The organism is Nocardiopsis sp. NPDC101807 (assembly GCF_044766605.1).
GTDB lineage: Bacteria > Actinomycetota > Actinomycetes > Streptosporangiales > Streptosporangiaceae > Nocardiopsis > Nocardiopsis tropica.
In genome coordinates this window covers 135,931-150,018 of sequence record NZ_JBIWMK010000001.1, presented here as the reverse complement: position 1 = coordinate 150,018, position 14,088 = coordinate 135,931, and the positions used below count along the sequence as shown (strand labels likewise).

Annotated in this window: 13 protein-coding genes; 7 read left to right on the top strand and 6 right to left on the bottom strand. The window is 73.7% G+C overall.

Annotated elements, in window-relative coordinates:
- Positions 1 to 43: 43 nt before the first annotated feature.
- The 3 genes from ACIRPH_RS00670 to ACIRPH_RS00660 are packed head-to-tail and all read left to right on the top strand — an operon-like array spanning position 44 to position 3,011.
- Entirely contained in the window at positions 44 to 661 is a 618-nt protein-coding gene (locus ACIRPH_RS00670) for an ATP-binding cassette domain-containing protein (RefSeq protein ID WP_402907653.1), read from the top strand.
- Complete coding sequence (locus tag ACIRPH_RS00665; RefSeq protein WP_402907651.1) at positions 658 to 2,133, top strand: DUF6297 family protein; 1,476 nt, start codon at positions 658 to 660, stop codon at positions 2,131 to 2,133. The genes ACIRPH_RS00670 and ACIRPH_RS00665 overlap by 4 nt, the downstream gene beginning before the upstream one ends.
- A gap of 56 nt (positions 2,134 to 2,189) precedes the next feature.
- Entirely contained in the window at positions 2,190 to 3,011 is an 822-nt protein-coding gene (locus ACIRPH_RS00660) for a TrmO family methyltransferase (RefSeq protein ID WP_402907648.1), read from the top strand.
- Between the two features lie 58 nt (positions 3,012 to 3,069).
- Here the strand turns inward: ACIRPH_RS00660 and ACIRPH_RS00655 are convergent, their stop codons facing one another.
- Positions 3,070 to 3,699, bottom strand: coding sequence for an ASCH domain-containing protein (locus ACIRPH_RS00655; RefSeq protein ID WP_402907645.1), 630 nt, complete (start codon positions 3,697 to 3,699; stop codon positions 3,070 to 3,072).
- A 3-nt stretch (positions 3,700 to 3,702) separates the two neighbouring features.
- Here ACIRPH_RS00655 and ACIRPH_RS00650 point away from each other — a divergent pair, with 3 nt between their 5' ends.
- A complete protein-coding gene (locus tag ACIRPH_RS00650) occupies positions 3,703 to 4,149 on the top strand; it encodes a TrmO family methyltransferase (protein ID WP_402907642.1) in 447 nt (148 codons plus the stop codon).
- 276 nt (positions 4,150 to 4,425) lie between these two features.
- Here the strand turns inward: ACIRPH_RS00650 and ACIRPH_RS00645 are convergent, their stop codons facing one another.
- The 4 genes from ACIRPH_RS00645 to ACIRPH_RS00630 all read right to left on the bottom strand — a co-directional run bounded on the left by ACIRPH_RS00645 (position 4,426) and on the right by ACIRPH_RS00630 (position 7,799).
- Positions 4,426 to 5,562, bottom strand: a complete 1,137-nt coding sequence (locus tag ACIRPH_RS00645; protein WP_402907639.1) for a methyltransferase domain-containing protein — start codon at positions 5,560 to 5,562, stop codon at positions 4,426 to 4,428.
- Positions 5,563 to 5,834: 272 nt separating this feature from the next.
- A complete protein-coding gene (locus ACIRPH_RS00640) occupies positions 5,835 to 6,020 on the bottom strand; it encodes a hypothetical protein (RefSeq protein WP_402907636.1) in 186 nt (61 codons plus the stop codon).
- Positions 6,017 to 6,832 carry an ABC transporter permease gene (locus ACIRPH_RS00635; protein WP_402907633.1) on the bottom strand — a complete coding sequence of 272 codons (816 nt, stop codon included), beginning with the start codon at positions 6,830 to 6,832 and terminating at the stop codon, positions 6,017 to 6,019. Before ACIRPH_RS00635 ends, ACIRPH_RS00640 begins: the two co-directional genes overlap by 4 nt.
- A gap of 34 nt (positions 6,833 to 6,866) precedes the next feature.
- Positions 6,867 to 7,799 carry an ABC transporter ATP-binding protein gene (locus ACIRPH_RS00630; RefSeq protein ID WP_402907630.1) on the bottom strand — a complete coding sequence of 311 codons (933 nt, stop codon included), beginning with the start codon at positions 7,797 to 7,799 and terminating at the stop codon, positions 6,867 to 6,869.
- Positions 7,800 to 8,068: 269 nt separating this feature from the next.
- Here ACIRPH_RS00630 and ACIRPH_RS00625 point away from each other — a divergent pair, with 269 nt between their 5' ends.
- Positions 8,069 to 9,187, top strand: coding sequence for a serine hydrolase domain-containing protein (locus tag ACIRPH_RS00625; protein WP_402907628.1), 1,119 nt, complete (start codon positions 8,069 to 8,071; stop codon positions 9,185 to 9,187).
- A 289-nt stretch (positions 9,188 to 9,476) separates the two neighbouring features.
- Positions 9,477 to 10,550: an alkene reductase gene (locus tag ACIRPH_RS00620; protein ID WP_402907625.1), complete on the top strand. Its 1,074-nt coding sequence runs from the start codon at positions 9,477 to 9,479 to the stop codon at positions 10,548 to 10,550.
- Positions 10,551 to 10,633: 83 nt separating this feature from the next.
- Here ACIRPH_RS00620 and ACIRPH_RS00615 read toward each other — a convergent pair whose 3' ends face one another.
- Positions 10,634 to 11,314, bottom strand: a complete 681-nt coding sequence (locus ACIRPH_RS00615) for a GntR family transcriptional regulator (RefSeq protein WP_402907623.1) — start codon at positions 11,312 to 11,314, stop codon at positions 10,634 to 10,636.
- A gap of 81 nt (positions 11,315 to 11,395) precedes the next feature.
- On the opposite strand from ACIRPH_RS00615, the gene acnA reads away from it, so the two are divergent.
- Positions 11,396 to 14,074 (top strand): aconitate hydratase AcnA, encoded by a 2,679-nt coding sequence (gene acnA / locus ACIRPH_RS00610; RefSeq protein WP_402907620.1) that lies wholly within the window; start codon positions 11,396 to 11,398, stop codon positions 14,072 to 14,074.
- The last annotated feature ends 14 nt before the right edge of the window (positions 14,075 to 14,088 follow it).

The window sequence follows — 14,088 nt, the reverse complement described above, 5'->3', positions numbered from 1 at the left end:
GCGCAGTGGGCGGAATCCGCCGAAAAAGCCCTAGGCTGGGCCGGTGAGCGAACCGATCATCGTGGCCCGTGGTGTGGACGTGGAACTGGGCGGCGCCCCGGTCCTGAGCGGGGTCGACCTCACGGTCGAGCCCGGGGAGGTGGTGGCGGTGCTCGGCGCCAACGGCGTCGGCAAGACCACCCTGCTGCGCTGCCTCGCGGGGCTGCAGCGCGCCTCCGGCAGCGTGAGCGTGCTGGGCCGGCCGCCCGTGGACGAGCCGGGCTTCTGGCGCGAGGTCGCCCTGGTCGGCGACGAGCCCACCTGGTACCCCGGACTGACCGTGCGGGAGCACCTGGAGCTGATGCGCGGGGTGCACGGCCCGGGGCGGCTGGAGGTGGGGGCGGCCCTGGACCTGTTCGAGCTGGGCGGCTGCGCCGACCGCGCCCCGTCGTCGCTGTCGACCGGGCAGCGCCAGCGGCTGTCCCTGGCCATGGCGCTGCTGCGCCCCAGCCGTCTGCTGCTCCTGGACGAGCCGGAGCGCGGGCTCGACGCGGACTTCCGGGAACGGCTCGCGGGGCTGCTCGCCGAGTACGCCGAGGGCGGCGGGACGGTGGTCATGGTGACGCACGACCCGCGGTTCGCCGAGGAAGCCCGGCACGTCGCCCTGGGAGCCGCCGCGTGAACGGGGTGGCGCAGGTCCGGGCGTTCGTACGGGCCCGGGACCGCGGCCGCCGCACCTGGTCCGACCGGTACATCACCCTGTTCGGCCTGGGACTGCTGGTGGTGCTCGCGGCCCCGGCGGTCGGACGGGCGGTGTCCGGCGTGCCCGCCGGCGTCGACCCGGCGCGGGCGGGAGCGGGCCTGGCCCTGGTCGCGCTGCTGCTGGCCGGCGCGCTGGTCCTCGCGCGCGGGCTCGGACCCGTGGCGGTGTCGGCCGCGGACGCGGCGTGGCTGCTGCTCTCGCCGCTGCCGCGCCGGAGCGTGCTGACCCGCACGGCGGTGGTCCTGGCCGCGCTGTGCGCCGCGTTCGGCGCGGTCGTTGGCCTGGCGCTGCTGAGCGCCCTGGGGGCCTCCGACGAACTGACGCTGCGGCTGTTCGCGTCCCTGGTCACGGGCGTCGCGTGGACGCTGGGCGGGACGGCGGCGGCCGTCCTCGCCCAGGCGTTCCAGCCCTGGGACGGCCGGCTGGTCGCGACGGTGGCCGTCCTCCTGGTCGCGGGGGCCGCCGCGGTGGTCATGGGCGCCGGACCCGGGCAGGGCGTGCTCACCGGCATCGCGTCGGCCCCTCCGGCGGCGTGGACGGCGACGGCCTCCGCGTCCGCCGCCGTGGCCGCCGGCCTCACGGCACGGGCCTGGGCGGCCCTCGCGCGCATCCCGGCCCGCGCGGTGCTGGAGTCCTCGCGCAGGGTCGGGTTCGCGGCGGGCGCGTTCGTCGTCATGGACCCGGGGTCGCTGACCCTGGTCGCCGAGGACGCCCACTGGAGGTCGAGGGTCCTGAGGTCGCGCCCGTGGCCGTCGCGGCTGCGCGGCGCGGCGGCGGTGGCCTGGCTGGACTGGCGGCGGCTGGCGCGGCGGCCGGGACGGCTCGCGCTGATGGCGGCCTCGGCCGCCCTGCCCGTGCTGGCCGAGCGTGCGGGCGGCGGCGCGGCGGCGACACTGGCCGTGCTCGCCGCGGGTGCGCTCGCGGTCGCCGCGGCGGGGACCGCCGGGGCGCGCCGGGACGCCGGGGACGCCTCGCTCGCGCGGCTGCTGGGCACGGGTCCGCGCGCGCTCCTCGCGGCGCGGGCGGTGCTGCCCGCCCTGCTCGGAGGCTCCTGGCTGGCCCTCGCGCTGGCGGGACTGGACGTCGCCGGCGGCGGCGCCGGCCTCTGGCCCCTCGGACTGCTGTGCGCGCCGGCGCTGGCGGCGGGGGCGCTGCGGATGGCGCGCCGCCGCCCCGTCGAGCACGCGATGCCGGCCGTGGACACGCCCCTCGGCCCGGTGCCGCTCGGTCCGCTGGTGTGGGCGCTGGCCGGGGCCGACGTCGCCGTGCTCGGGTGCCTGCCCGCGCTCGTGGCGGTCGCCGCCGGGGTGACCGGTCCGCTGCTCGCGGCGCAGGCGGTGTGGGGAGCGGCGGTGCTGGCGGCCTACTGCGCCGCCCCGAGGCGGGCGTAGGCCCCGTCGCGGACCGCGACGGCGGGCACGTCCCGCGCGCCTTCGCGCATCAGGCGATGGACCTCGGGCACCACCAGCAGGCCGCCGCTCTGACCGATGCCGCCACGCCCTGCTACGACACCGCGAGCCCCCGGGAACGCGCTCTGCTCGGCGTGGTCCATGCCCGCAGCCTCGCTCGCACCGGCGACCCCAAGGGAGCATCGCGGGCCCTCCTGCGGGCTGAGGACGACCCGTGCGACGCGACCGGGGACGGTGACGAACCTTCCCGAGTGTGGTTCTTCGGACAGGCGAGCCTGGCGCACGAGACCGCCCGCACCCTGCAGGCCATGGGAGACCTGACCGGGGCACAGGCCGCGTTCGAGCGCAGCGTCCAGCTCAGGGAAGGCTCCTTCTCCCGCACCCACGCCGTGACCCTCACCCTCACCTCCATCGCCACCGTCGTCGGCGGGCGCACGGAGGTCGCCGACGATTTCTGGGGCGGGGTCCGCTTGCTCATCCGCCTCAACGACGACCTGCTCCTGGACACCCTGCGGGGGTTGGAGGAGTTCTCCCACCTCCAGGTCGTGTGGCACTTCGACCAGGGGTCGCAGGCCGACGTCCACCTCGGAGCACGCCACCCGCGCAACAATCCGGACTGGCCGGAGACGGGGACGTTCGTGCACCGTAACCACCGGCGCCCGGCGAGGATCGCGATCTCGCACCCGCGTCTGCTCCGGGTCGCCGGCTGCGACCTTCACGTGGAGGACCTGGACGCCGTCGACGGCACCCCCGTGTACGACATCGCGCCATGGTTCGCCGAGTTCGGCCCCCGAGGCGAAGTGCGTCAGCCCTCGTGGCCGGGCGAGATGCTGAAGGATTATTGGGCCCCATCGACGTGACGGGAAGGGCCCCTTGAATCCGCCGAACAGGCAGGGCCCTTCCCCACCAGAAGCGAGGTCAGTCCTCGGAGGGGGGCGCGTCCACCAGCTCGATGCCGATGGCGACCACGCCCAGGGCCTCGCGCTCGGGAGGGTAGATCTCCCGGATGTTGCGGAGCTGATCCTCGCGGGTGGCGGTCGGGTTGACCGAGGAGACCGGTTCGTGGTCGAACATCTCCTCGAAGTCGGTGTACCGGGCCAGGCGGGTGATGCGGGTCAGGACCTCTTCGTCGCGGCAGCGGAACCGCAGCAGGTCTCCGACCTTCAGTCGCTTACGGGAAGAGTCGTTGACCCTGATCTCGGTTGTCTTCCTGCCCGAGGTGATCAGGTCGAAGTAGCGCTTGTAGATGCCCATCTCGTGGGCGCGGGGGCGCTGGTCGAGGTCGGCTGGTCGGTCGGTCATGAGTCGTCCGAGTTCCTTGACGGTGAAGCTTCTGAAGAAGTGCTTCGGGTCGGTGAGCAGTTCGCCGACGAGCCACAGCAGCGCGTCGACGTAGTGGTCGGTGTCTCCCGGCCACGTGGTGGTGTCGAGCATCCACGGTTCCACGTCGGCGGGCAGTGCGCCCTTGCCGCGCTCGCGCAGCAGTGACTTGGACAGCTTCGCTCCGGTGTGGGCGAGCACCTGCGGGGTGAAGATGCGTACCGGCATCTGGTGGCCCGGGGTGCCGATGGCCCCGAGCGCGCCGTCGATTTCTGGGGCGGGGTCCGCTCGGTCATCCGCCTCGACGACGACCTGCCGGTGAGCACTCTCAAAGGGTTGGAGGAGTTCTCCCACCTCGAGGTCGTGTGGCACTTCGACCAGGGGTCGCAGGCCGATGTCCACCTCGGAGCACGCCACCCGCGCAACAATCCGGACTGGCCGGAGACGGGGACGTTCGTGCACCGCAACCACCGGAGCCCGGCGAGGATCGCCGTCTCCCATCCGCGCCTGCTCCGGGTCGCCGGCCGCGACCTTCACGTGGAGGACCTGGACGCCGTCGACGGCACCCCCGTGTACGACATCGCGCCATGGTTCGCCGAGTTCGGCCCCCGAGGCGAAGTGCGTCAGCCCTCGTGGCCGGGCGAGATGCTGAAGGATTATTGGGCCCCATCGACGTGACGGGAAGGGCCCCTTGCGTCCGCCCGCCGACAGGCAGAACCCTTCCCCCAGAAGCGAGGTCAGTCCTCGGAGGGGGCGCGCCCATCAGCTCGATGCCGATGCCGATGGCGACCACGCCCAGGGCCTCTCGCTCGGGAGGGTGGGACTCCCGGATGTTGCGGAGCCGGTCCTCGTGGGTGGCGGTCGGGTCGACCGACGAGGGCGGTTCGTGGTCGAACATCTCCAGGTGCCAGCGGGGTAACGCCAGAAGACGAGTCCGTGCGAAATGAGACACGCTCACTCCGGAACCGGCAGCGGGCGGGCGGGCTCGTCGAGCCACACCCGGTGGCCCTCAGTGGTGACAGTCAGCCCGAACCGGCTGCGGCCCGGCGCCCCCCACTCCACCCACGTGAGGTAGGCCGACTCCATCTCCTCCCACAGGGCCCGGGGCCCCTGCTGCTCGACACCGCACCGCGTGTACTGCGGGTCGTAGGCCACACGCGCGGCCGATCCTTCCCCGTCCCAGAGCCACAGCTGGAACGTGCCCCTTCCGCCGTCCACGCCGTGCCCGAAGAGGCCCGGCACGAGTCCGGCGATCGCGATGTGCGCACCCGCTTCGGCTCTGACCACGCGCCGCGGATCGAGCAGGGTCGAACTTTCCCGCCAGTCGCCGCCCTCGTCGGGCGCCGGGGCAGGCGGGCGCTGGGAGCGCATCATCATGTACGTGCTGCCGTGGCTGAAGCGTCCGATCGCACGCCCGTCGCCGATGACGGTGAGTCGGGCCTGGTGGCCGTGCCCGAAACCGGGGCGCCACGGGAGCACGATGGTGCCTCCGGGCCGGGTCTGTTCGATCCACGCGTGCGGGACGGTGCGCACTCCGCAGGTGACGTGCACGCCGTCGTAGGGGGCGCCGGCCGCCCAACCGTCCGCGCCGTCGCCGACGACGAGGTTCGGTGCGAGCCCGGCCGCTTGCAGGTTGGCAGCAGCGTCTTTGGCGACCTGCTCGTCGACCTCGATGCTGGTGACGGCCTCGGGCCCCAGCTCGCAGGTGAGCAGGGCGGACGTCCACCCGGTGCCGGTGCCGATCTCCAGGACCTGGTCGCCCGGCATAGGTGCGAGCAGTTCCAGGAAGTCCACCACGATGCCGGGGGCCGACGCCGAGCTGGTGAAGTCCCCGATGCCGTCGGTGAGGTCGGTGGCTCCGTCGTCGAGTTGGGTGACGATGGCGGTGTCGGTGTACACGGCCGTGCGCCAGGTGCCGGGGTCGACGTCGCGGTCGATCGGATATCGGGGTGACCCGTCCACGGGGACGGCCACCGCGGTGCCCGGGATGAAGCGCTCGCGGGGGACCGCGGCCAAGGCGTCGCGCCAGCGCCGGTCGGTCAGGTATCCCGACCGGCTCAGTTCGTCCGCGAGGGACTCGGGGCTCGTCATCCCTTGGGCTTCTCGCGCGTGCCGCCGCCGGGCGTCGGGGAGTCCGGGGACGGCGGTTCGGGCTCGAACGGCTTACTGGGCTTGGGCTGGCCCTCGTGCTTGGCCATGGCGCTCCTTCCACAGGGGAGATAGGTCCTGGTGAGAGTAACCCGCTTGTCACTGCCTGTCAGGGAGGCGACCGATCCCGGACATCGCTGGTTGCGTGGTGCCGGGCCGGGGTACCGTCGACTCTCAACCGCCCGCGTCTGCCGACGACCACCGCAGGCGGTTCCTCACCCCTCGAAGGTCAGGTCCTGCAGCGTCCACTCCTCGCCGCTCTCGTCGGTGGCGATGGTGCACGTGTAGGTGGCCCGGACGGGCCCGCTCTCGCCCTCGACGGACTCCTCGCACATCACCGCTGCGTCGGTGGTGGGTCCGTCGGGGGATGTGTCGCTGCCGCAGGCGGTCGCCGCGGTCACCGGTTCCTCCGTGCGTGGCCGAGGGCGAGCACGCAGGCCGCGAACCCTGCGGCGACGAGCGCGACCAGGACGGTCGCCGCGATCGGGCCCGCGGTGAGGGCGGTCCCGGCCTCCACCTGGCGCGCGGCGTCGATGACGTACGTGAGCGGGTTGACCGTCGCGATCGCCCGCATCCATCCGGAGAGCTCCTCCACGGGGGCGAACACGCCTGTGAAGAACGACAGCCCGAAGAAGGCCAGCGTGACGAGGCCGGTGGTCGACGACGACGCGGTGCGGACCGCGACGGCGATGCCGAACAGGGCGACCGCGACGCCGAGGACCAGCAGGAGGGCGATCATCCCGAGGGTTCCGGCCGCGTCGGCGGGGCGGTAGCCGACGAGCACCGCCCCGCCGGTGGTGAGGAGGGCCTGCACGGTGACGGCGACGAGGGTGGCGACGAGCGTTCCGGCGAGGAACGGCGCGACTGTTCCGTGGGCCATGCGGAGCCGGTCCAGGTAGCCGCTCGTGATGTCGCCCAGGGTCATCGTCCCGGCGGCTCCGGCGCCGGTCGCGACCCCCGTGAACAGGATCAGCGGGAGGAGGAACGCGATGAAGGCCCGGTCGTCCAGATAGCTGCTCCCGACGTTGCCGAGCTGTCCCGCGTAGACGAGGAGGAAGAACAACGACTGGGCGATCGGGGCGATCAGCAGGGCCGGCGAGCGGAACACGGCGCGCAGCGAGCGCAGGGTGGCCGCCGCGGTCACGGAGAACGTGCCGGCGCGGCGGGCGGTCGTGGTGGACGAGGTCGTGGTGGACACGGTCGTCGTGGTCATGTCGGGTCCTTCCGGAAGAGGGAGAGGTTCTGGCTCAGCCCGTGGCCAGGGCCGCGAACACGTCGTCGAGCGAGGGGTCCGCCAGCCGCACCTCCTGGACCGAGGCCGCGACGGAGCCGATGTCGTCGAGGGCCGAGCGGAGCACGGCGGGGTCGCGGGGGAGGGCCAGGCGGACCGTGCCGGGTCGGCCGGGCTCGGGCCGGAACCCCGCGCGGCCGGCCCCGACCAGGCCGTCGGCCGGCCCGGGCGGGTCCACCGTCAGTGTCAGGGTGCGTTCCCCCACGAGGGCCTTGAGCGCGTCGGGCGAGTCGTGTGCGGCGACGCCGCCGTCCCGGAGGACGACGATGTCGCTCGCCAGCACCTCCGCCTCGTGGAGGTCCTGGGTGGAGATCAGGAGCGTGGCGCCGCCGTCGGAGTTCAGGCGCCGGAGCTCGTCCCACAGGTCCATCCGGGCGAGGGGGTCGAGGCCGGTGGTGGGCTCGTCGAGCACGACGAGCGAGGGCGAACCGACCAGGGCGACGGCGAGATCGACCTTGCGGCGGGTGCCGCCGGACAGCTTCGCGACACGTGTCCGGCGGTGGTCCCCGAGCCTGAACATGTCCACCAGTTCGCGGGACCGGCGGCGTGCCGCCCCTCCGGAGAGCCCCAGCGCCGCCCCCTGGAAGTCGAGCACCTCCTGGGGCGTCGCCAGCGGGTCCAGCGCGTTGGACTGGGGCGCGAGCCCGATCAGGCGCCGCGCCTCCCGGGTGTGGGCCACGACGTCGCGGCCCTCCACCACGACCGTTCCCGAGGTCGGCGTGCGCAGGGTCGAGACGATCTCCAGCAGCGTGGACTTCCCCGCCCCGTTGGGGCCGAGGACGACCGTGCGGCTGCCCCGCCGGACGTCGAGGGAGACGCCGGTCAGGGCCGGGCGCTTCCCGTAGGACTTCCTGAGGTCGGTCACCGCGACCGAGGTGTGTTCGAGCATGGGCGTCACCCTACCTACCGTTAGGTAGGGCGGCAAGTCCGGCGCCTCCCGGCCGGGTGCGCCATAGCGTTCGATTTCCATTCATTGCAATGCTTGACGTGGAGTGTTGCGTTAGATTCACAACCAAGGCAACGATTTCACGGAAACTGCCTGCGGTTATGGGCGTTTCTCGCAACGAATATGTTGTCGACTATGCGAATGCAACGTAGCTTTTCCTTTATCGGAAACAGCGGGTCGCAAGGATCCGCCGCACGAGGAGGACAAGCACGATGCACACGTTCGCCGCCCCCGCCGCGCAGGACCGCCCGGAACTCCGGAAGATCATCCAGGACGTCGTCGGCCCCGGTTTCGTCGGGATCCAGATGCGCGTGAACGACGAGCGGGGGGAGTGGGTCGGCAGTGCCGGGGCCCGCGAGCTGGGCTCACCGGAGAAGCCGCCGACCGACGGACACTTCCGGATCGGCAGCAACACCAAGACCTTCACCGCGACCGTGGTGCTGCTGCTGGTGGCCGAGGGAAGACTCGGACTGGAGGACCCGGTGGCCGACCACCTCCCCGGGTTCGGGCTGGACCGGCGGATCACGGTGCGGATGCTGCTGCAGCACACCAGCGGCGTCTTCAATTTCACCGGCGAGTACTACGAGGACGGCACGGTCGTGCCCGGGATCGCCTGGGCGGGCCGGGAGTGGGTCGAGGGCCGGTTCAGGACCTACCGGCCCGAGGAGCTGGTGGAGCTGTCGCTGTCCAGGCCGGCGCGGTTCGAGCCGGGCGGGGGCTGGAGCTACGCCAACACCAACTACGTGCTGGCCAGGCTGCTCGTCGAGGAGGTCACCGGCCACTCGCTCGCCGAGGAGATGCGGCGTTCGGTCCTGGGCCCCCTCGGGCTGACGGGGACCGTGGTGCCGACCACCGGGCCGGAGCTCCCCGAACCCCACGCCCACGCCTACTACCGGTACGAGGAGGACGGCGGGGAGAGGACGGTCGACGTCACCCGCCAGAACCCCTCGTGGATCTCCAGCGGCGGCGACATGGTCTCCACCACGCGGGACCTCCACGTGTTCCTCTCCGCACTGCTGGGCGGCGGACTCCTGCCGGCCCCGCTCCTGGCCGAGATGTGCGCGCCGCACCCCAAAGCGGGCTACGGCCTCGGGGTGTTCGTGCAGGAGGTCCCGGGCGGGGGCACCGTCATCACCCACAACGGGGGCATCGGGGGCTACGCGGCGCTGATGTACGCCACGCCCGACGCGAGCAGGACCCTGACCGCTTCGCTGACCTACGTGGACGACGCCGGGCAGTCCTTGGCAGGGGCGTTCCAGGAGGTGACGCAGCGGCTCGTCGGGGAGGTCTTCGGCGGCGGGCAGGACGCCGCGGCCGATCCGGCCCGGTAGACGGCTCCGGGGGCTCCGGGGCCGCGGCCGGCCGGGCCCCGCCGGGCGCTCACCCGTCCCGGACGGAGGTTCCCGTGCCCGCGGCGAGGTCGGGGCGAGCGCGATCGGCCGGTCCCGGGTGACGGTCGCGCCGGCCACGGCCCCGGCCCCCGCCCGCCGGAGGGCGCACCGGAGCGGGAGCGCGGTGCTCGCCGAGGAGGGCCGGCACGCGGGATGGTTTACTCGGCCGGACGACAGACATCGCGGAGCGGGCGGCCCCGGCTCCGCGGCGAGTGAAGGCGAGACGGGCATGCCCACGGCGTTCGACCCCCACGAGCTGGCCGGTACCAAGCTGAGGAACCGGATCGTGATGGCGCCCATGACGCGCAGCCGCGCCCGGGAGCCGGAGCGGATCCCGACGGAGCTGACCGCCCGGTACTACGCCCAGCGCGCGAGCGCCGGCCTGATCGTCACCGAGGGCACCCAGCCCTCGGCCGTCGGGCAGGGCTACACCAACACCCCCGGGCTGCACTCGGCCGAGCAGGTCCGGGCGTGGAGAACGGTGACCGACGCGGTCCACGCCGGGGGCGGGGTGATCTTCGCCCAGCTGATGCACACCGGCCGGATCGGGCACCCCGACGTGCTGCCCGACGGCCTGGTACCGGTGGGGCCCTCCGCGGTCAGGGCGCGGGGGAAGGTGTACACCCACCGGGGGGCGGCCGAGTTCGTCACCCCCCGGGAGCTGACCGACGAGGAGGTCCACCGGACGGTCCGGGACTTCGCCGACGCGGCGCGCAACGCGGTCGAGGCCGGGTTCGACGGGGTCGAGGTCCACGGCGCCAACGGGTACCTGCTCCACCAGTTCCTGTCGGTCAACGCCAACCGGCGCACGGACCGGTGGGGCGGCTCCGTCGGCAACCGGATCCGGCTCCCCCTGGAGGTCGCCCGGGCGGTGGCCGGGGCGATCGGCCCGCACCGCACCGGCGTCCGGCTCTCGCCCGGCGGCACGTTCAACGACATCACCGAGGACGCGGACCTGGCCGCGACCTACCTGCCCCTGGTGAACGGACTGGCCTCGCTGGACCTGGCCTACCTGCACCTGGCGGAGCAGGCCGACCGCGCGCTCACCGACCGGCTGCGCGCCGCGTGGCCGAATACGTTCGTCCTCAACCCCGCCACCGGCTCCGGCGTCCCGACCGGCCCGGACGCGGTCGACCTGGTGGCGGACGGCACCGCGGACCTGGTCTCCTTCGGGGCCCTGTTCCTGGCCAACCCGGACCTGCCCGCGCGCCTGGCCGCCGACGGGCCCTTCAACGCCCCGGACCGGGCCACCTTCTACTCCGGCGGCGAGCGGGGCTACACCGACTACCCGGCCCTGGACTGAGACCGCACCGGCAGGCGCGGCGCCGGGGCGGCGGTCCGGCGCCCGCCGCGTCGGCGGGGCCGGGCCCGCCCGGCCCCGCCCGGTCAGCGCGCTGGGGCCGCCCCCGGGCGCAGGGCCTCCATGGCCTGTCGGCCCAGGCTCTGCTCGATGTGGCCGCGCATGACCTCCTCGGCGGTCCCGCTCTCGCCGCCGATCACCGCCTCGGCCAGCGCCCGGTGCTCCCCGCGCACGCGCGCGTCCTCGGCCGCGGACCCGGCGCGGTGCCGCAGGGTGAACTGGCGGTAGCGGTCCGCCTTGTCCCACAGGCCGTCCAGGATCCCGATCATGGGCTCGTTGTGGGAGGCGCGGTACACGGCGCGGTGGAAGTCGCGGTGCGCGATCAGCGCCTGGATGCCTGAGGTGCCGGTCAGCGGGTCCAGGGCGTCGAGCGCGCGGCGGATCGCCTCGACGTCGGCGCCGGTGCGGCGCTGGGCCGCCCACCCGGCTGCCAGGGGGTCGACGTGCGAGCGGACCTCGTACAGGCTCTGCGCCTCCTCGAAGGTCAGCTCCGTCACCCGCGCGTCCCGGTGTGTCTCCAGTGTCATGAGCCCCTCGGCGGCCAGGCGCTTGAGCGCCTCGCGCACGGGCGTGGTCGAGACGCCCAGTTCGGCCGCGATGCCCTCCTGGCTCAGCGCCGCCCCGGGGTGCAGCTCGTCGGCGAGGATGCGCTGCTTGATCTCCTCGTAGGCGTACTGGCTCTTGCTGAAAACCGGCTTCGTCGTCACGAACGTCGTCCTCCCTGAGGAGGCAGGATATCGGCCTCTCCTGACTTCTGACATCATGTAGCCTATAGGCTAGGAGGACTGATGTCGATCGATTCACACCGCAGCCGCCGGAGGCTGGGGTCCGCGGCGGGCGGCGCGGAGTACTTCCACATCGGGGCGGTGCCGGGAACAGAACGGCTGCCCCTCGCGCACAAGATCATGCTGGAGAACCTCCTGCGCCACGAGGACGGCGACCTGGTCACCGGGGCCGACATCGCGGCGGTGGCCGAGGGGCGCACCGGCGCCCACGAGATCGCCTTCCACCCCTCCAGGGTGTTCCTGCACGACACCAACGGCGTGCCCGTCCTGACCGACCTGGCCGCGCTGCGCGACGCGGTCGCCGAGCGCGGCGGGGACCCGCGGGCCGTCGACGGCGCGATCCCCGCCGAGCTGACGGTCGACCACTCGGTGTCCACCGACTTCTTCGCCCGGCCCGACGCCCCCCTCCTCAACGTCCGGCGGGAGTACGAGCGCAACGCCGAGCGCTACCGGTTCCTCAAGTGGGGGCAACAGGCCCTGAGCACGCTCGAGGTGGTCCCGCCCGGCGCCGGCATCATGCACCAGATCAACGTCGAGCACCTGGCCCGCGTGGTCGAGGTGCGCGACGGCCTGGCCCTGCCCGACACCGTCGCCGGGACCGACTCCCACACCACCATGGTCAACGGGCTGGGCGTGCTGGCCTGGGGCGTGGGCGGCATCGAGGCGGAGGCGGCCATGCTGGGCCAGCCGGTCTCCCTGCTCATCCCCCCGGTGGTCGGCGTGGAACTGGTCGGCGAGCTGCGGCCCGGCGTCACCGCGACCGACCTCGTGCTCACCGTCACCGAGCGGATGCGGCGCCTGGGCGTGGTCGGCAGCATCGTGGAGTTCTTCGGCGCGGGGGTCGGCGCCACCGGCGTCGCCACCCGGTGCACCCTGGCCAACATGAGCCCGGAGTTCGGCTCGACCGCCGCGCTCTTCCCCGTCGACGACCGCACCCTGGAGTTCCTGCGCCTGACCGGGCGCCGCGAGGACCACGTGCGGCTGGTGGAGGCCTACGCCAAGGAACAGGGCCTGTGGCACGATCCCGGCCGCCGGCCGCGCTTCGACCGGACCCTCGTCGTCGACCTGGACGGGATCACCCCGAGCCTGGCCGGACCGCGCAGACCGCAGGACCGGGTCGAGCTGGCCGGGACCGGCGAGGCGGTGCGCGCGGCCCTCGCCGAGCTGGGCCGCGCAGGGGAGACCGGGCCCGCGGAGGGGCCCGACGCGTCCGGGCCGCGCGACGGCGCCGTCGCCATCGCCGCCATCACCTCGTGCACCAACACCTCCAACCCCGCCGTCATGGTCGCCGCCGGCCTCCTCGCCCGCAACGCCGTCCGGCGCGGGCTGGAGGTCGCACCGTGGGTCAAGACCAGCCTGGCCCCCGGCTCCCGCGTGGTCGTGGACTACCTGGAGCGCGCCGGCCTGATGCGCGACCTGGAGAAGCTGGGGTTCGGCCTGGTCGGGTACGGGTGCATGACGTGCATCGGCAACTCCGGGCCGCTGGCGCCCGAGGCGGCGGCCGCCGTCGAGGACAGGGGGCTGGTGGCCGCCTCGGTGACCTCGGGCAACCGCAACTTCGACGGCCGCGTCAACAACGACGTCTCCCTGAACTTCCTCGCCTCGCCCCCGCTCGTGGTCGCCTTCGCCCTGGCGGGCACCACCCGCGTCGACCTCACCGCCGACCCGCTCGGCACCGACCCGGACGGCGAGCCGGTCATGCTGGCCGACCTGTGGCCCACCGAGGCCGAGATCGAGGAGGTGGTCTCCGCCGGCGTCGAGCCGTCCATGTACACCGAGGTCTACGGCACGCTCTTCGACGGCGACGAGAACTGGCGGGGGCTCACCGCCCCCGGGGGCGCCCGGTTCGACTGGGACCCCGACTCCGTGTACCTGCAGCGCCCCCCGTTCCTGGAACTGGCGGCGGAGCGGGGCGCGGAGGGGGAGGCGGCGCACGGCGACATCGTGGGCGCCCGCGCCCTCCAGGTCCTCGGCGACTCCGTCACCACCGACCACCTCTGCCCGGCCGGCCGCATCCCCTCCGACAGCCCCGCGGGACGGTTCCTCGGCGAGCGCGGCGTGGAGGCGCGCGACCTCAACACCTACGCCTCGCGCCGGGGCAACTGGCAGGTGATGAAACTCGGCGGACTGGCCAACCCCCGGCTCCGCAACGCGATGACCCCCGGCCTGCCGGGCGGCAGCGCCGTCGACCTCGGCCCCGACGGCGACGAGCGCACGGTCGGCGAGGTCCACGCCGTCGCCGACCGCCACCGCGACCGCGGGCAGCCGCTGCTGATCATCGCCGGCCGGGAGTACGGCACGGGCTCCTCCCGGGACTGGGCCGCCAAGGTCACCTCGCTCCTGGGCGTGCGCGCGGTCATCGCCGAGTCCTTCGAGCGCATCCACCGCTCCAACCTGGTGGGCATGGGCGTCCTCCCCCTCCAGTTCGAGGACGGCGACAGCGCCGGGGGCCTCGGGCTGACGGGGGAGGAGGAGTACGCCGTCACGGGGCTGGAGGGCCGCGACGAGGTCCCCGAGCGCCTGTCCGTCACCGCCCGCCACCTGCGCACGGGCCGGGTCACCGAGTTCACCGTGCGGGCCCGGGTGGACACCTCCCGCGAACAGCTCTACCACCGCCACGGCGGGCTGCTGCCGTACATCCTGCACCGGGCGCTGTCGGAGCCCGGGCGGGGCCGGGACTGACCCGGCCGCGCACC

Bases quoted from the DNA above. Each gene is read 5' to 3' on its own strand.
- ACIRPH_RS00660 (WP_402907648.1), top strand. From the start codon at position 2,190: ATGGACCTCGGGCACCACCAGCAGGCCGCCGCTCTGACCGATGCCGCC.
- ACIRPH_RS00655 (WP_402907645.1), bottom strand. From the start codon at position 3,699: ATGCCGGTACGCATCTTCACCCCGCAGGTGCTCGCCCACACCGGAGCG.
- ACIRPH_RS00645 (WP_402907639.1), bottom strand. From the start codon at position 5,562: ATGACGAGCCCCGAGTCCCTCGCGGACGAACTGAGCCGGTCGGGATAC.
- ACIRPH_RS00635 (WP_402907633.1), bottom strand. From the start codon at position 6,832: ATGACCACGACGACCGTGTCCACCACGACCTCGTCCACCACGACCGCC.
- ACIRPH_RS00630 (WP_402907630.1), bottom strand. From the start codon at position 7,799: ATGCTCGAACACACCTCGGTCGCGGTGACCGACCTCAGGAAGTCCTAC.
- ACIRPH_RS00625 (WP_402907628.1), top strand. From the start codon at position 8,069: ATGCACACGTTCGCCGCCCCCGCCGCGCAGGACCGCCCGGAACTCCGG.
- ACIRPH_RS00620 (WP_402907625.1), top strand. From the start codon at position 9,477: ATGCCCACGGCGTTCGACCCCCACGAGCTGGCCGGTACCAAGCTGAGG.
- acnA (WP_402907620.1), top strand. From the start codon at position 11,396: ATGTCGATCGATTCACACCGCAGCCGCCGGAGGCTGGGGTCCGCGGCG.